The sequence below is a fragment of the Arthrobacter sp. 10L424 genome (assembly GCF_056395325.1).
This window is the reverse complement of record NZ_JBFTJH010000013.1, coordinates 74,771-90,188: the sequence shown is the minus strand read 5'-3', so window position 1 is coordinate 90,188 and position 15,418 is coordinate 74,771. Positions and strand designations below refer to the sequence as shown.

Annotated in this window: 16 protein-coding genes; 5 read left to right on the top strand and 11 right to left on the bottom strand. The window is 66.9% G+C overall.

Going from position 1 to position 15,418, the window contains the following annotated elements; genetic code table 11:
* The 6 genes from AC1DC5_RS18260 to AC1DC5_RS18235 all read right to left on the bottom strand — a co-directional run.
* A partial coding sequence (locus AC1DC5_RS18260; protein WP_476866094.1) for a DUF222 domain-containing protein occupies nucleotides 1-1,665 on the bottom strand: 1,665 nt, incomplete at its 3' end.
* Nucleotides 1,666-1,942: 277 nt separating this feature from the next.
* Nucleotides 1,943-2,758 carry a YqjF family protein gene (locus tag AC1DC5_RS18255; protein WP_441407240.1) on the bottom strand — a complete coding sequence of 272 codons (816 nt, stop codon included), beginning with the start codon at nucleotides 2,756-2,758 and terminating at the stop codon, nucleotides 1,943-1,945.
* A gap of 30 nt (nucleotides 2,759-2,788) precedes the next feature.
* Entirely contained in the window at nucleotides 2,789-3,178 is a 390-nt protein-coding gene (locus tag AC1DC5_RS18250) for a DUF1622 domain-containing protein (protein ID WP_441407239.1), read from the bottom strand.
* Between the two features lie 44 nt (nucleotides 3,179-3,222).
* The gene (locus tag AC1DC5_RS18245) at nucleotides 3,223-4,095 is read right to left on the bottom strand and encodes an SDR family oxidoreductase (protein WP_476866093.1); all 873 of its coding nucleotides are present in this window, start codon (nucleotides 4,093-4,095) and stop codon (nucleotides 3,223-3,225) included.
* A gap of 124 nt (nucleotides 4,096-4,219) precedes the next feature.
* Complete coding sequence (locus AC1DC5_RS18240; RefSeq protein WP_441407237.1) at nucleotides 4,220-4,612, bottom strand: DUF1129 domain-containing protein; 393 nt, start codon at nucleotides 4,610-4,612, stop codon at nucleotides 4,220-4,222.
* The gene (locus AC1DC5_RS18235) at nucleotides 4,609-4,953 is read right to left on the bottom strand and encodes a PadR family transcriptional regulator (protein ID WP_441407236.1); all 345 of its coding nucleotides are present in this window, start codon (nucleotides 4,951-4,953) and stop codon (nucleotides 4,609-4,611) included. Before AC1DC5_RS18235 ends, AC1DC5_RS18240 begins: the two co-directional genes overlap by 4 nt.
* Nucleotides 4,954-5,212: 259 nt before the next feature.
* On the opposite strand from AC1DC5_RS18235, the gene AC1DC5_RS18230 reads away from it, so the two are divergent.
* From AC1DC5_RS18230 to AC1DC5_RS18220, 3 genes are all read left to right on the top strand, one after another.
* Nucleotides 5,213-5,824 carry a TasA family protein gene (locus AC1DC5_RS18230; protein WP_441407235.1) on the top strand — a complete coding sequence of 204 codons (612 nt, stop codon included), beginning with the start codon at nucleotides 5,213-5,215 and terminating at the stop codon, nucleotides 5,822-5,824.
* 100 nt (nucleotides 5,825-5,924) lie between these two features.
* Entirely contained in the window at nucleotides 5,925-6,581 is a 657-nt protein-coding gene (locus tag AC1DC5_RS18225; RefSeq protein ID WP_441407242.1) for a signal peptidase I, read from the top strand.
* Nucleotides 6,578-6,973 carry a hypothetical protein gene (locus AC1DC5_RS18220; RefSeq protein ID WP_441407234.1) on the top strand — a complete coding sequence of 132 codons (396 nt, stop codon included), beginning with the start codon at nucleotides 6,578-6,580 and terminating at the stop codon, nucleotides 6,971-6,973. The genes AC1DC5_RS18225 and AC1DC5_RS18220 overlap by 4 nt, the downstream gene beginning before the upstream one ends.
* Here AC1DC5_RS18220 and AC1DC5_RS18215 read toward each other — a convergent pair.
* Entirely contained in the window at nucleotides 6,970-8,205 is a 1,236-nt protein-coding gene (locus AC1DC5_RS18215; protein ID WP_476866092.1) for a GAF domain-containing sensor histidine kinase, read from the bottom strand. The genes AC1DC5_RS18220 and AC1DC5_RS18215 overlap by 4 nt on opposite strands.
* 54 nt (nucleotides 8,206-8,259) lie before the next feature.
* The gene (locus tag AC1DC5_RS18210) at nucleotides 8,260-9,204 is read right to left on the bottom strand and encodes a response regulator transcription factor (RefSeq protein ID WP_441407232.1); all 945 of its coding nucleotides are present in this window, start codon (nucleotides 9,202-9,204) and stop codon (nucleotides 8,260-8,262) included.
* A gap of 170 nt (nucleotides 9,205-9,374) precedes the next feature.
* Here AC1DC5_RS18210 and AC1DC5_RS18205 point away from each other — a divergent pair, with 170 nt between their 5' ends.
* The gene (locus AC1DC5_RS18205; RefSeq protein ID WP_441407231.1) at nucleotides 9,375-9,836 is read left to right on the top strand and encodes a hypothetical protein; all 462 of its coding nucleotides are present in this window, start codon (nucleotides 9,375-9,377) and stop codon (nucleotides 9,834-9,836) included.
* Nucleotides 9,837-9,928: 92 nt separating this feature from the next.
* Here the strand turns inward: AC1DC5_RS18205 and AC1DC5_RS18200 are convergent, their stop codons facing one another.
* The gene (locus AC1DC5_RS18200; RefSeq protein ID WP_441407230.1) at nucleotides 9,929-10,828 is read right to left on the bottom strand and encodes an MSMEG_6728 family protein; all 900 of its coding nucleotides are present in this window, start codon (nucleotides 10,826-10,828) and stop codon (nucleotides 9,929-9,931) included.
* Nucleotides 10,829-11,042: 214 nt separating this feature from the next.
* On the opposite strand from AC1DC5_RS18200, the gene AC1DC5_RS18195 reads away from it, so the two are divergent.
* Nucleotides 11,043-11,570 carry a hypothetical protein gene (locus tag AC1DC5_RS18195; RefSeq protein WP_441407229.1) on the top strand — a complete coding sequence of 176 codons (528 nt, stop codon included), beginning with the start codon at nucleotides 11,043-11,045 and terminating at the stop codon, nucleotides 11,568-11,570.
* 143 nt (nucleotides 11,571-11,713) lie between these two features.
* Here AC1DC5_RS18195 and AC1DC5_RS18190 read toward each other — a convergent pair whose 3' ends face one another.
* The gene (locus tag AC1DC5_RS18190) at nucleotides 11,714-12,436 is read right to left on the bottom strand and encodes a transglycosylase family protein (RefSeq protein ID WP_441407228.1); all 723 of its coding nucleotides are present in this window, start codon (nucleotides 12,434-12,436) and stop codon (nucleotides 11,714-11,716) included.
* Between the two features lie 259 nt (nucleotides 12,437-12,695).
* Nucleotides 12,696-15,371, bottom strand: a complete 2,676-nt coding sequence (locus AC1DC5_RS18185; protein ID WP_476866091.1) for an excinuclease ABC subunit UvrA — start codon at nucleotides 15,369-15,371, stop codon at nucleotides 12,696-12,698.
* Between the last annotated feature and the right edge of the window lie 47 nt (nucleotides 15,372-15,418).

Below are 15,418 nucleotides of genomic sequence, written 5' to 3'. Positions count from 1 at the left end.
GGGCGGGAAGACCCGGGAGGCGCGGCCGATGTCCAGGATCCGTCCTTCGCCGCCGAGGAGGACGGGGATGATGTCCGCGTCGCAGGCGATTTTCCGGGCGGTGGAGGCGGTGACGGGCCCGGTGAAGAGCAGGGTTCCGGTGTGCGCCTTAGTTGTGCCCGGGCGGAAGGAACTGCCGGTGCCGGTGTAAGTGTCCGTGCTCTGTCCGTTCCCGCCGGGCTGACCGCCCACACCGTCAATGTTTCCGAGCCGGTCGAAGAGCGCGCGGTAGTCGATGGTGACCATGACCTGAGGGCGGAGTCCTCCCGCGGTCGGGAGGGTGCCGGCGGCGAGGGCGACTTTACAGGCGCCGACCAGGCCGTCGAGGAGTTTCTGCGGGCGGGATCGGAGGTCGAGGGGGACGTCAAGGCCGGGATTACCGCCGATATTCGTGGCGTCGGCCGACGTCGAAGAGCTGCCGGTGGCGGCGGAGCTTGCAGCGAAGGTCCCGGCGCCCGTGACGCCAGTGCACTGGGCGTCGGCTGCCGCGTTACCCGCGGCGGTCTCGGGGCCGCCGATGAGATCCGGGCCGGCGGGCCGGGGGTTGGTGGCGGTGTTCATGACGGTGAGGAGGTGTTCGAACTGTTCGGCGGTCGCGAAGATCTCCAGGTGCTGGAGTCCGTGGCGGGGTTTGCGGATGAATGCACCCTGCAGCTGGCGCAGGAGTTCCTCCGAGGGCTCAGTGCCGTCCTGGTCCAGCGCGTCAACCCAGGACCGGGCCATGCGGGAGAGGAAGTCCGGGTCGTTCTCGGCCGCGGTGCGGGTCAGGGCGTGCTCCATCCGGGCGGCGGCCTCGGCGTCACAGACGTGCCGGACCCGGCCTAGGGCCAGGCTGATGATGGTCGCGGCCCGGGACGCGACCTCACCGGAGGCGACAGCGGACCCGAGTTCCGCGTGGACGGGTGGCAAGAGTTCCCCGGCGAATCCCTGCCGCGGCAGGAGGGCCTCGCCGAGACAGAGCCGGCGGCGGGACTCCGCGGCGCTGATCCTCAGCCGCGCCCGCAGAAACTCCGCCGTGTTCCGGTAACCGTCATCCACAGCAACCGAGTCCTTCACCGCGCCCACCAAACCTGACGGCACCGCCGCCCCCGTGCAACCCGCCGTGCCATCCCTCGCGGCCGCCGAACCCGAAGAAACGTCGGTGACCGCGATACCCGCGGTGCCGCGGGGCGCCCCCATGGCAGGGGCATCGGCCACCGCATCGGAGCCGCAATCTGAGCTATCCGGCGTGGCAGGGGTTCCGTAGGTGCCGTCATCGCGCCAACCGGTGGTCCACGCCGTCGTGGTCTTCGCGGCGGCGGCTGCAGACTGTTTCCTGGTCCGGTCCACGGCGGCGGCCCCGACGAGCTGGAGATACTCGACGGTCCGCGAGAGCTCCTCGACCTGCCCCGCGAAGTCCGACGCCTCCCGGAACCCCCACAACGCAGAGTCCCCGATCGCGGTCGCACCCACGCCCCGCAGAGCCGCCAATGCGCCGTCTACCCCGAACATCACGTCCACGCTGTCTGCGCTGTCCGCGCCGGGCTGGCCGCCCACGTCCTCAACGCGGCCCTCACCGGAGTGCCCGGCCGGAGTCGTTCCCCGGGCAGGATCCTCGACGGTGATGAAATCCTTGGCGGCTTTCATGGAACCATTCCATCAGCGAGCACCGACAATTTTCGCGACCGCGGCAACCCGCACTGGAAGGACCGGAGTTCTACCAGCGGCACCGGACCGTCCGCACCGAAGTGCCCGTCCGGAGCGCTGCCCCAGACCGGATCCTCAACGGTGATGAAATCCTTGGCGGCTTCCATAAACCCAGTGCACCAGAGACCACCGACAGAAATAGGGCGGCCAGAAGCAGTGCACAAATTTCAGCCAGATGATGCCGTTAACCCGGGACCCGGCCCGCCAGATGATGCCGCTAACCCGGGTCCGGCCTGCCAGATGGCGCCGCTAACCTGGGTCCGGCCCGCCCGCTGAGGACTCGCGGGCGGCCGAACTGGGTGCGGACGCCGGGGGAGAAGAGGACAGATTCGGGCGGTCCCTCGACGTCGATGCCGGACGCTGCAACCAGCTGGTCCTCACAAGAAATCAGGTGCGCCCGGTACAGCGGCCACGCCGTGTGCGTGTTGGGAACGTACAGGGTCCTCCCGCGGAACCGGGTGTGCAGGCCGAACCGGGCAGTGAGGTGGAGGGACAGCGGGTCGGTTGCTCCGACGTCGAACTCCGGCGCCACCGCAAAGTTGCTCTGGGCCCCGCCACGCAAGCGCCGCACCCGGTACCCAGCTTGGGGGCCTGCCGCCGGACCCCCGCCATCCACAGCCGCCACAGGGTCTAAAACCCCCGCCCCGCGGAACCCCGCCCGCGACCACACATAAGGAATCCCGGCCGCCCGCGCAGCCAGCACTACAGCGAGCCGCGACGCATCGAGGCTGAGGAAAACCACGCCCCGGGTTCCGTCGGGCTCCCGGGAGTAGAGGCGCACGTTGATCTCCGTGAAACTCCCGAAATACGGAATTCCGGGCCCGCGGCCCAGTCCGGCGCCCTGCATGCGGAAGCCGATCAGCCCCACCCACGCGGATCCGTCGAAGTTGTCCGGAACCACGCCGGGAGGCATAAACGAGCCGGCAACAGACTCAGGAATGCGCCAGTGGAGGAAGACCGCGTCCGTCCAGCGCTGATCCATGATGATCGGGGCCGGAAGTTGCGGGGCCCTGGGCCAGGGGTCGGGATCCATAGCACGGTCCACTAGGAGGTCAGGCGGCGTTCAGCCCACCCGCGCAGCAGCCGGGGACCCGTCGGGTTCCTTCTGCCACGGCCAGCGGCCGGTGATTTCCAGCTCGAGGGAGAAGCTCAGGAACGTCCGGATCAGCACAATGATGGCGAGCACGCCCACACTTTCATAGGTGGGTGCGACGGCGACCGTGCGGATGATGTCGGCCGCCACGAGCAATTCCAGCCCGAGCAGGATGGAGCGGCCCAGGAGTTGCCGGTAGGAGCGGTAGACGGAGAACGGTTCGGCGCCCGGCGTCTGGCCCCGCGGCTGGAATCCCCGCAGCGCCAGCGGGATGGACACGACGGCGCCGATCACCATGATGGCCACGCCGGCCACGTCCATGTACCGGCCGGCGGCTTCGATGATCTCCGGAAGTTCCATAGTCCCTCACTGGAAAGCTTGCTGGTGGCTCGAACGGGGAAGCCTTAGGGGTACCGTACGCCTACGCCGGCCAGGATGTCCCGGTAACCTTCCCGAAAACTCGGGTATACGAACTCGAATCCGGTGCTCCGCAGCAGTGCGTTGCTGCACCGTTTGTTGCCGCCGCGGGACGGCTCGCCGCCGCCGTCAGACGCATCCGACGGCGGCTGGGGGAGTCCCAGCTCGGCGGCCAGGAAGCGCAGCACCTCGCCAAGCTCGGCAGGTTCGTTGTCCACGCCCAGATACACCGGTGCAGGGCTGGGGTCCATGGCGCACAAGTGGACGATCGCCGCTGCGGCGTCGTCGCGGTGGATGCGGTTCGTGAAGCGCGGCTCCGCGGGAACCACCGCTGTTCCGCCGCGCACCTGGTCAATGAGCCGGGTCCGGCCCGGGCCATAGATGCCCCCGAGCCGCAGGACCACCGGCGTGATCCCGGTGCCGCCCAGCCGGCTGAAGAGCAGTTCCTCGGCCTCGCGGATGATGCGGCCGGAGAACCCGCCGGGCTCCGGCGTCGTGCTTTCATCGATCCATCCACCGCCGGCGTCGCCGTACACCGCGGTGGAGGAGACAAAGAGCACCCGCCGCACCGGCGCACTCGAGCCCAGGACGGCGTCCAGCACATTCGACAGCCCGTCCACATACGCCGTCCGGTATGCAGCTTCCGTCGGCGAGTCCGCCGCGATCGCGACGACGACGACGGCGGTGTCCGCCGGGATGGCCGGCAGTTCCCCGGAACCCAGGTCAGCCGCTGCGCCTTCGATAGCGGCCGGAAGTTTCTCCGGCGAACGCCGCCAGCCCACCACACGGTGTCCGTCCGCGGCGAACCGCAGCCCGGCCTCGGTGCCCAGATCGCCGCAACCGGCCATGAGTACAGTCATAGGTCCAGTCTGCCAGCAATCGCGGCGCTGCCACGCTCCGGGAGCCCCTCCGGGTCCGTGATCGGAAGACTGGCACGCAATCAGCAGCCCCGGCTGGCGTTGCCAGCTGCCCACTGAGGGAACCTCAGCGTGAGGCGCGTGAGTTCTGCACGGGCTGGAAGTAGTCGGTCAGGAACCCGGCCAGGAAACCAGCCACGATCAGCGCGAGCCCCGGCTGGAGGGTGATCGGACCGACGTACTCGCGAATGTCGACTCTGAAGAGGACCGTGAGGAGGACTGCGAAAAGTACGTAGGCGATCGCCAATACCGTCCCGATCGTCACGATGGTTTGTCCCCGCGACCGTCTCTTCATCTTGGGGAACTGCTTCGCATACTCCGCGGCTGTGCCGAATTCAGCCTCCGCTGGAGTTCCTGCGGCGACCTGATGCGCCCGCACCTCACCAATAACTTCGGCGATCTCGGGTTCGGCCAACCCGCGGATTCTGAGATTGAAGGCCAGGCGTCGCTCGTAGCTCATGATTGTTCCTGTCGGATGGTGCGGATGTGGTTGAGGGCCCGGCTCATTCGGTGCCAGGCTGCTGCCGAGCGCTCCAGCTCGTTGCGGCCTTGCCCGGTGAGTGTGAACTGCTTGCGGCCCGGACCTGCCTGCTCGTGCACCCACGTGTGCTCAACGAAGCCCTGATCTTCAAGTCTCTTCAGGAGGGGGTACAGAGTCCCGCCCTTGATGCGGGTGAAACCGTGCTGCCGGAGGACCTCGGCGATGGCGTACCCATGGCTTTCGCCATGGCTGAGCACAGCGAGCACCGCCTGCGGAAGCGCAGCGCGGGTCAGCTCATGCTCAAAGTCGATGTCGTCCACGGATAGATAGTGTCACTAAGTAGGTAGGTTGGCAAGGCTAAATTGGCTTCGCGTTGATGGGCCAACGTCGGTCGTTTACAACCATCACGCCGAAGGCCACAATGAGTCGGCTTGAGGAAATCTTGAAGTGATCTTGTCTTCCACAGAGGCCTTGCCTTGAAAGGAACCGGGGATCGTTGTTCTTGTCAGCCTTTGGGGGCCGGCTACAACAATCACTTAGTCCGGTGCTCACGGCCCGGCTCCACGAAACGGATATCCGATGGGTCTCAACCTCAAGTCCACGTCCAGCAAAGTCCTCGCCTCCGCCGCACTCCTCGCCGCTGCTGCCGGCGTGGCCGGAATGGGCACCTACGGTGGCTTCACCGCCAGCACCTCGGCCTCTACCGCGGTCAACTCTGCGACGGTGAACTTGGTCGGTGGTGCCAGCGACCGACTCAACGTGGCGGCCACGGGCGCCATTCCGGGCGATACTATGCAGCGCGCGGTCACCTTGTTCAACAATGGCGACCAGAACCTGACCGGCCTTACTCTCACGACTTCCGCCACAACGTCGTCAGTTCTGGACACGGACGCGACCAACGGGCTCCAGCTGCAAGTTGATAGCTGCCCTGTTGCCTGGACTGAAGCCGGCACGGCTCCGGCGTTCACCTACACGTGTTCATCAGGTGCTCCGACCACCGTTCTGTCCTCACGCCGGGTGGTCGGCGTCTACGCGCTGCCGAATACCCTGAAGTCCCTGACGGCAGGCAGCACCGACTTCCTGCGCGTCACGATGTCCGTTCCGACGGCAGCGGACAACACTTTCCAGGGCAAGAACAGCTCCATCAAGTTCAGCTTCGACGCAACATTCCGCGGAGCGACCAGCAAGTAGGCTGCTCCGACTGGAATCCGGTCCGGCCTGAGAGCAGCCGGACCGGATTCCTTCCATTTCCGCAGTATCCACCCCGGCAGGAGGAACGCCCGTGAGCACCATGAATCACCTTAAGGCTCACGAATCGGCGGCAGCCAGCAGCCCTCGCGCTCCTCACGGGCGGCGGCGTGCCACGACATCATCGGCAACCGAACAGCGCCCGGCGTCGAAGGCCGTTGTCGCGGCGGGACGGGCGGTTTTCACGATCGTCTTGGTCATCGCCGCCCTGCTGTTTCTTTTTCTCGCCGTCGGGCCGCGGTTCCTGAACTACCAGACGTCCACCATGCTCACCGGGAGCATGTCGCCCGGGATCAACCCGGGCGATGTTGTGGTCAGCGTGCGGACTCCGGTTTCCGAGCTGAAGGTCGGCGACATCATCACCTACAGCATTCCGGTTGACGATCGCCGGATTGAGACCCACCGGGTGACAAGCATCAACCGTGCCGGCACGACGTCCGTCACCACGAAGGGTGACGCGAACCCCGGGGCCGACCCGTGGACGGCTGTGCTGTCCGAGGACTATGTGTACACCACAGCAGGCGTCGTCCCTTACCTCGGCGACGGCATCCGGGCGCTCCGCCAGCCGCTGGTGCAGTCTGTACTCCTCTATGGGGCGCCCGCCTTGCTTGTCGTAGTGCTGCTGACATCGATCTGGCGGAAGCCTGCTCAGCAGGCCCTGCCGGAAAATCAGGAGGCCGCGGGCGTGGGCCGGGCATGAGCTACCGCAACGGAATGGTCCTGGACACCAGCCAGCTCGACCGCCTTGCCGTCGAGCTGGATTCGAGGTCATATGCCGTGGGTTTCGTCTGCCGGTTCGTCTCACACCTGCCGGACAAGCTCACGCGCATTCACCAAAACCTGATTGAGGGCAAGAGCGATGGCGCCCTGGCCGCGATCCGCAGTGTCGCGACATCTGCGGCGATGGCCGGTGCGGTTCAACTCGAAACCCAAAGCCGCGCGGTCGAACAGTGCATTCGCGCCGGTAACCTCGAAGCGGCCCTGGCTGCTGCCGGGGGACTCGATTCCAATGCGGCCGACTTCGCCCGCCACCTGGATGCGCTCCTTGGATCCTCCGGCCCCGCACCAGCGAGGACACACCCGGAGTCTTAGCCGGCGTCGGCCGTAGCTGTAGTCGGCGCAGAGCCGGGAAGCGCCAACGCAGGGAGAATTACCGAGACGGTGGTTCCGCCGCCGGGGGCCGAGCCGATCTCCAGCCGTCCTCCATGGGCCTGGGCAATCCGCACGCAGGTTGCCAGCCCCAGCCCGAAGCCGGGAGGGTCGTCAGCGCGGTGCAACCGGACAAGGGGATCAGTGACGTTGATCCGTTCCCCAGCGGGTATGCCCTTGCCGTTGTCCCGCACGTGGACGGCCACGCCATCAGGAACAGCCTCGGCCGTGACCTGAATTCTCGGAGGGACGTCCAGCCGACGGTAGGCCACGGCATTCTGGATGAGGTTCTGCAGGAGAATGCGCAATTGTTCGGCGTCCGCGTGCAGGGCGGCGTCGGAAACCCTGATTTCCGCCCCGGACTCCTTGAAGCCGAAAGTCAGGTCCTCTTCAACTTCCTGGACCAAAGCGGAGAGAGACACCTGGCAGGGCCGGAGCACGCCGCCGATCCGGGAGAAGGACAAAATGTCGTCCACCATGGCCAGCATCCGGCGCGAAGTCCTGCCAATAATCCGGAAGTCTTCGGCCTCCGCCGGGTTTCTCATCTCACCGAGCTCGCTGAAGCCGATGACGCTGGTCAGCGGAGTTCGCAGATCATGACTGATGCGTCCGGCGAACGATTCGAGTAGCGCGTTGCTGTTCCGTGCCTCATCCAGGCTTCTGGCGAGCATGCGGGCGTGGTGCTGGAGTTCGAACACCTCAACCACCTGCGAGGCGATGATTTCCAGCGCCGTTTTCTGGTCTGGGGAGAGTCGGGCGGGCTCGGGCGAAAAGACGCACAGCGAACCCAGGACGAATCCCGCAGCCGTGGTGAGCGGGACCGAAGCGTAGAACCGGATAGACGCGACGTCTCCTGTGACAAAGGGGTGGTCCCGGAACAGCGGGTCCCGGGACGCGTCGGGAACAACAGTGGTCTCGCCGCGGAGGAAGACGCTGGCGCACATCGAATCCTCGAGGGAACAGACGCCCGGGTCGATCCCCAATGCCGCAACGTGGTGCTGCCTGTCAGCGGTAATGATGTTGACCGCGCCAAACGGGATGCCGGTTGAACTGGTGGCAAGAACCAGCAGTTTCTGGAGCTGGCCCAGCGTATCGGGTGTCCCCGGTCCGGTCTGGACTGTGAGGGGTTCGAGGTGTGGCAGTCCGTATTCCAGGAGCTGGGAATCCCGGCTCACGTCAGTGGCTGAGGAGCCAGGGGCCGCGGAGCGGGCTGGCGATGCCGGGGACAGCTACCCCACCTCTTCCGCTGGAGCCATTCGATACCCGACGCCGCGGACGGTGCGGATGAACCGCGGTTCCCGGCCCTTGTCGCCAAGCTTCCTGCGCAGGTTGCCGATATGGACTTCAACGAGGTGTTCGTCCATGGCCCATTCATTGCCCCAGACCTTGGTCAGGAGGGCTTTGCGGGTCCACACCCGGCGCGGTGCGCCGGTCAACGATTCCAGCAGGTCAAATTCCGTGCGGGTCAAAACCAGTTCGACGCCGTCCAGGGAGGCAGTCCGGCCCTCGGGTTCGACGACGAGGGGCCCGTGTCGGAGGACGTCGGCGGACTCTGGACTGCGGGACGGATCCGCAGCGCGGGAAGTCTCAGGGGCACGTCGATCGGCTCCGGCTGCGCCTACCGAATCGGCTGGCGAGGATTCCGCCGGAACTGGTCCGACGTCGGAGGCCCTGCGTTGCGGGACTCTGCGGTCCTCCGCGCCTGAGCCGGAGCGGGTGGTGGAGCGGTGGTCGGTGGCCCCGGGAGGCAGGAAGTCACTGGCACGGCGCTGGGGAGTCGGGCGTTGCGGCGTGGGACGGTGACGGCGGAGCACGGCAGCCACCCGGGCCTGGACGGTGCGGGGGCTGAACGGCTTTCCAATGAAGTCGTCGGCGCCGGTTTCCAGGCCGATCAGCTCGTCGATCTCGTCCACCCGGGCCGTGATCATAAAGACGTAGGCGTCGGAGAACTTCCGGAGCCGGCGGCACACTTCCACGCCGTCCAAATCGGGAAGGTTCAGGTCCAGGGTTACGACGTCCGGCCGCTGTTCATTGATGACCAGGAGTGCCTCGGTCCCGGTGGTGGCCTCGGTGACGGCGAAGCCCTGCATTTCCAGCGTCCGGCGAATAAGCAGGCGGACGTCACTGTCGTCGTCGACGACTACAGCTCGCAGTTGTCCCGGTGAATCAAACATGAACCCAGCTTCTGAAGAGAACTCAAGTCACACAAACCCCACGTGTCACAGCGGTTTCAGGCTAACACGGTTTGTTCTTGAGCAAATGTTGAACTTGAGCCCCGCTTCGACTTGAGGCTGGGCTGTCAGAGTTATAGCTAGGAAGTCAGCCGCCAGAGAGAAAGTCCGCAGTGAACGTCGTCCAGCCCACTTCAGCTTCAGCAGCCCCGCGGTTCTCGTCCGCGTGGCTGGTGCGACTGCGCCGTCTGCTGGCCGTGCCGGTGGCCGTGGCGATAGTACTGGGCGCTCCCGGGCTTGCCTACGCAACCTTCACAGCAAAAACCGGCGGCACGCTGGCCGTCGGGACGTATTCCATCCCGGCGCCTACGACGGCGAACGGCAACCGTACATGTAACAACAGCCCTCGTGGCATCACCGTCAACATCACCAGCTTCGCGGCGGTCAGCAAGGCAACTTCGTATATCGCAACCCTGACGGCGCCCGATGGCAGCACCACGAGCAAGTCTGTGGTCCCCGGCGGTTTTGCCATCAGCAGGACGTCGGCAACGGGCGGAACATACACGCTTGTCATCAAAGCCCGGGTGGGCAGCTGGACAGGGGCCGAGTGGGAAAAGACTTACGTCTGCAGATAGGCCGCCTTTTGTCCCGACAGCCTTTCGCCGCCGAACACCAACGGCGGCGGCCGACGTCGGGCTACTTGGCCCGCCTGCCGTCGAACGCGTCCCTACTGCGCCGGGATCGGGAAGAAGACGCGCGGATCCTGCAGTAGCGCAGGGTAGTCAAAGTCCGAGCGGCTCAGGATCTCGTCCACCTTGAAGTTGCGTGCGAAGCGGCCTTCCACGGTGATCGGACGGCCCAGGACCTTGCCGACGGCGAAAGACGCGCCGCCGTCGAACGGAACGGCAATCGTCGAGTTGCCCGGAAGCGTGGTGAAGGCATCTTCCTGGTGCTGGCGCTTGCGCGTGGGCTTCTTGACGAGCTGCTTGGGCGGGAGCTTGCGCACCTTGGGCCGGCGGGAACCGGAGTCGGCGTACACGAACTGGTAATCGTCTTCGCCCGCGGGGGCGGCTTTGGCCTTGCCTACGGGCGGCAGGCTGACGGTGTCCAGCTTGTCCGGCTTGGTGTCGCCGAGCGGGAGGCGGAGGACCCACATGCGGTCACCGGCAGGGTCCTCGGGGACCAGCTCATGCCTGGGCTCGGGCCAGACGTACTCCAGGTCAGGATCGGTATCAGGGAAAAGTTCCGTGTAGAACCGCGGGTCCTTGGCGATCAGCCGGGAGCGGTGGCTGAGGTGCAACTCGGGGGCGCCGAGCCAGGGCGGCATCGGGATCTTCGCTGCATAGTCGGGGTGTGCGGCCTGGGGCGCGAATTCCATGATCTTCTCGCGGGTGGTGTCCTCGCCGCCGCGGGCCGTCCACTCGTCGACCATAGCGAGGCCGTACATTGTCAGCGCGGGAACATACCCCATCCACATCCGGATGGCCGGGTGTGACTGCCACCCGTACTCGGGGATCACCAGCGCACGCAGGGTCTGCAGCGCTTCAACGCGCTGCTTGCCGAGCCGCGCTCGGTCCAAGGCCGCGGCGCTCTGCTGGAAATCAGGGAAGGGGAGAAAAGTCTGCATCTCTCCAGTTTGAGGCCACGGAGCCAATGCACCAATTGCGGGAGGCCGCGGGTGAGCGTGTTCACATTTTGGAATGGGACAGACAGCCCCCGCGATCGGCGCGTAAACTAGCATAAACACCACCGCGCGCACGGAAGACACGCCCATGTCGAATATTTCAGTAACTGCATCTGAGGCGCCGCCCGCGCCCGCAAGCCTGCCCAAGTACGGACGAATGTTGGGCCCGGAAGCACACGGGATCCTCGTCCTGGAAGAGTTCACCATTGATCCGGCCGCGGCCCGTTCTGAGCAGAACGGCTTCCGGACGGCGATGGCGTCTGTCGCGCTGACCATGCGGCGCCTCCTGGCACTCCGCTTGTTCATCGCGGTGGTGGCGATCGCCAACCTTCCCCTTTTCCTGCTCTCCAGCGGCTGGGAGGTTTATGTGGTCTCGTTGACCGTCGTCGTGGCGGTCCACGCTGCGGTGTCGTGGCTGAACCGCCACGAACCGAAGATCAAGCAGCGGCAGATGCTGGAACTGCACCTCCACCGCGAGAAGAGCGACAACTACCGGAAGGTCCGCGACGCCGTGAAGTACGTCATCGACGCTCCGGCGCGAATGAACGAGAACCTCTACCTCGAACTCCTCGCCGCCAAGCGCGTCGCCCTGCACCTGGCCATGGGCACCGTGGCCCTGCTGGACACCAGCGACGACACTGCCTGGAAAGTGCGGATCGTGCGGGAGATTCCGATCGCCGCCTAGGTCAGGGCTTAACGCAATACTGCACAACAACACAACACAGCACGACGCCGGAGGGTCCCCCTGAGGGAACGCTCCGGCGTCGTGGTTTAACCGCCTGCTGCGAGCCGACCAAGCGAGCCAGCCGATCAGCTCAGCCGGGCCGATCAGGCCGGCAGCTGCAGCACCTGGCCCGGGAACACCAGATCAGGATTGCCGATCGTGTTGGCGTTGGCGTCGGCCAGCAACTGCCAGCCGCCGGCGATGTTGAGCTGCTCGGCGACCTTGCTCAAGGTGTCGCCGCTCTGGATGGTGTAGGTCTTGCCGCTCAGGGCGACGGCCGCCGCGTGGCGCGGTGCTGCGGCCTTAGTGGCCGCGACCTGAGGCGCCGCCTTAGTAGCGGCAACCTTCGGGACTGCCTTGGGTGCCACGGTCTTGGGAGCCGCCTTGGGGGCGACGGTCCGTGCGGGTGCCTTGGCGGGCACCTTGGCCGGCGCCACTGACTTCGACGAGCTCTGCGGAGCTATCGTGCCGCCGCTCAGGCCCAGCTTCGCGGCGCAGGCCGGCCACGCTCCCCAGCCCTGGCCTGCCTGCACCCTTTCGGCAACAGCGATCTGCTGTTCACGGCTGGCGTTGGCAGCAGACCCCGTTCCGCCGTACGCGGCCCAGGTGCTGGGGGTGAACTGCAGCCCGCCGCTAAAACCGTTTCCTGTGTTGATGCCCCAGTTGCCGCCACTTTCGCATTGGGCCAGCGAATCCCACGTGGAAGCGGGGGCTGTAGCCGGAACGGCTGCGTTGGCAGCCGAGGCGGACAACGCGACGCCCGCGATCGAGACGACCGCAAGAGTGACGCCGCGGCGTGCGGCAGTGCTGTAGGTTGATTTTTTCATGGGACAGATGCTCCTGAGGGCCACCGGTGCTCGGTCCGTCCCCGGACGTTGTCGCACTACTGCCCGCCCCTGACAATAGAGGTCATTACGGTGTCTACCGGTCGGGCAGTATCTGGTGGTGGCAGCACCGGGCACTCAATGCCCGGTGTCCGGGCATGGTCCCAAGGTTAAGACAAGGCCCCGCCGTTATCAAGACGTTATTTTCCGCGGCGTTCCCGGTAAAATCAGTCGTCTTTCTGCCGGGGCACCCGGATCCGCCTCAGCCGAGGACCGCGGCGAGGTATGGCGCCGTCCGGCTCTTCTTGGAACGCGCGACGGCGGCCGGCGTCCCCACCGCGATGATCTTGCCGCCGGCGTCGCCCCCGGCAGGGCCGAGATCGATCACCCAGTCCGCCGCGGCCACCACGTCCATCTCGTGCTCCACCACGATCACGGTGTTGCCCGCGTCCACCAGCCGGTGCAGCTGCGCCATGAGGAGTTCGACGTCGGCCGGGTGCAGACCCGTGGTGGGCTCATCCAGCAGGTACAGCGAGTGCCCGCGCTGGGCGCGCTGCAGTTCGGTGGCGAGCTTGATGCGCTGGGCTTCGCCGCCGGAGAGTTCCGTTGCCGGCTGGCCGAGCCGGAGGTAGCCCAGGCCCACCTCACGGAGGGTCTGCAGGCTGCGCGCGGCGGAAGGGACCGCGTCCAGGAACTCGGCGGCGGCGTTGACCGTCATGCCGAGGACCTCCGCGACGTTCTTGCCGCGATAGGTGACCTCGAGCGTTTCGGGGTTGTAGCGCGAGCCGTGGCATTCCGGGCAGGGGCCGTAGCTGCCGGGCAGGAACAAGAGCTCGACGGCGACGAAGCCCTCGCCCTGGCAGATCTCGCAGCGGCCGCCCGCGACGTTGAAGGAGAAACGGCCGGCGCCGAACCCGCGGGCCCGGGCCTCGTCCGTGGCCGCGAATTCCTTGCGGACTGCGTCGAAAAGGCCGGTGTACGTGGCGAGGTTGGAGCGCGGGGTGCGGCCGATCGGCTTCTGGTCCACTTTCACCAGGCGGTCCAGCTGGTCCAGACCGGAGACCGGGCCCACGCTGACCGGGGCGCTGGGCAGGCCGGCGGGCTCGGCGTCGGCGGTCTCCGCGTCGGTGACGTTTGCCGCGGCGTCGACGTCGGGATGCAGCCGGGCGCCCACCACCTCGGCGAGCACCTGGCTGACCAAGGTCGACTTGCCGGAGCCGGAGACGCCGGTGACCGCGGTCAGCACGCCCAGCGGGAAATCGGCGTCGAGTTCGCGCAGGTTGTGGCGGCTGATGTCGCGCAGTTCCAGCCAGCCGGCAGCCTCCCGCCGGTTACCGGCCGCAGAAGAACCGGCCGAGTCGCGCCGGTGACCGTTGCCGCCGTCGTCCGTTCCGGAACCGTCCGCGGTACCGGAACCGTCCGCGGTCCGGGAGGCGGCTGCTGCGGCCGGGGCCGCGGCACCTGACCCGTTCGGGAACAGGAACGGCCGGGTCACGGACGCGTCCACCTCGGCGAGCCCGGCGACGGGGCCGCTGTAGAGCACCTCGCCGCCGCCCTCACCGGCGCGCGGGCCGACGTCGACGAGCCAGTCGGCGCGGCGGACGATGTCCATGTTGTGCTCCACCACGAACACCGAGTTCCCCGAAGACTTGAGCTGATCCAGCACCGCGAGGAGGGGCTCGGCGTCGGCCGGGTGCAGACCGGCGGAGGGCTCGTCCAGCACGTAGATCACACCGAAAAGGCCGGACCGCAGCTGGGTGGCGATCCGCAGCCGCTGCATCTCTCCGGGGGAGAGGGTGGGCGTGGACCGGCCCAGCGCGAGGTAGCCCAGGCCGAGGTCCAGCAGCACGGTGACCCGCTGGAACAGGTCCCGGGTGATGGCGACGGCCACCTCGTTGCCCTCGCCGGAGGTTTGCTTGCGGGAGGCGGTCCCTGCCTCCGTAAGTTCGGCGGTGGGGCGGATGATTTCGGCAAGGTCGCTCATAGGGACGGCGTTGAGCTCCGCGATGGTGCGGCCCGCGAACGTCACAGCCAGCGCGGCGGGGGTCAGGCCGGCGCCGCCACAGACCGGGCACGGGCCGGTTTCCATGAAGCGCAACACCCGGTCGCGCATGGTGGTGCTCTTGGAATCGGCGAGGGTATGCAGGACGTAGCTCTTGGCGCTCCAGAACCGGCCCTTGTATGGCTTGGCCACCCGGTCGCGCTGGGGCGTCACTTCCACCACGGGCTGTTCCTCGGTGAAGAGGATCCAGTCGCGGTCCTTTTTGGGCAGCTTCCGCCAGGGGGTGTCGACGTCGTGGCCGAGATGGGTGAGGATGTCGCGCAGGTTCTTGCCCTGCCAGGCACCGGGCCACGCGGCGATCGCGCCGTCGCGGATGCTCAGCGAAGTGTCCGGGACCAGCGAGGCTTCGGTGACGGTGTGCGCGATGCCCAGGCCGTGGCACTCCGGGCACGCGCCGGCGGCGGTGTTGGGGGAGAACGCGTCCGAATCGAGCGGGCTGGCGCCGTCGGGGTAGCTGCCGGCGCGGGAGAAGAGCATGCGCAGCGAATTGGAGAGCGTGGTGACCGTGCCCACCGTCGAGCGGGAACTGGGCGTCCCGCGGCGCTGTTGAAGCGCGACGGCGGGCGGCAGCCCGGTGATCATTTCCACCTTGGGGTTGTGGCCCTGCTGGATCAGCCGCCGGGCGTAAGGCGCCACAGACTCGAAGTAGCGGCGCTGTGCTTCGGCGTAGATGGTGCCGAAGGCCAGCGAGGACTTGCCGGAGCCTGAGACGCCGGTGAAGGCGACGATCGCGTCGCGGGGCACGTCCACGTCCACGTTCCGCAGGTTGTTCTCCCGGGCGCCGCGCACCCGGACGAAGCCGTCCGAAGGATGGCTGGCGCCCAGCCCCGGGACGGCCGGGCCGGTGGAATTGGAAGCATGCTGATCACTGTGCATCCAATTGACTCTATCCGGGTCGGACGCCGGCGGGCATATCCTTACCG

Excerpts from the sequence above, each read along its gene's own strand:
- AC1DC5_RS18255 (WP_441407240.1), bottom strand. The coding sequence starts at position 2,758 with ATGGATCCCGACCCCTGGCCCAGGGCCCCGCAACTTCCGGCCCCGATC.
- AC1DC5_RS18250 (WP_441407239.1), bottom strand. The coding sequence starts at position 3,178 with ATGGAACTTCCGGAGATCATCGAAGCCGCCGGCCGGTACATGGACGTG.
- AC1DC5_RS18245 (WP_476866093.1), bottom strand. The coding sequence starts at position 4,095 with ATGACTGTACTCATGGCCGGTTGCGGCGATCTGGGCACCGAGGCCGGG.
- AC1DC5_RS18240 (WP_441407237.1), bottom strand. The coding sequence starts at position 4,612 with ATGAGCTACGAGCGACGCCTGGCCTTCAATCTCAGAATCCGCGGGTTG.
- AC1DC5_RS18230 (WP_441407235.1), top strand. The coding sequence starts at position 5,213 with ATGGGTCTCAACCTCAAGTCCACGTCCAGCAAAGTCCTCGCCTCCGCC.
- AC1DC5_RS18225 (WP_441407242.1), top strand. The coding sequence starts at position 5,925 with ATGAATCACCTTAAGGCTCACGAATCGGCGGCAGCCAGCAGCCCTCGC.
- AC1DC5_RS18220 (WP_441407234.1), top strand. The coding sequence starts at position 6,578 with ATGAGCTACCGCAACGGAATGGTCCTGGACACCAGCCAGCTCGACCGC.
- AC1DC5_RS18210 (WP_441407232.1), bottom strand. The coding sequence starts at position 9,204 with ATGTTTGATTCACCGGGACAACTGCGAGCTGTAGTCGTCGACGACGAC.
- AC1DC5_RS18200 (WP_441407230.1), bottom strand. The coding sequence starts at position 10,828 with ATGCAGACTTTTCTCCCCTTCCCTGATTTCCAGCAGAGCGCCGCGGCC.
- AC1DC5_RS18195 (WP_441407229.1), top strand. The coding sequence starts at position 11,043 with ATGTTGGGCCCGGAAGCACACGGGATCCTCGTCCTGGAAGAGTTCACC.
- AC1DC5_RS18190 (WP_441407228.1), bottom strand. The coding sequence starts at position 12,436 with ATGAAAAAATCAACCTACAGCACTGCCGCACGCCGCGGCGTCACTCTT.
- AC1DC5_RS18185 (WP_476866091.1), bottom strand. The coding sequence starts at position 15,371 with ATGCACAGTGATCAGCATGCTTCCAATTCCACCGGCCCGGCCGTCCCG.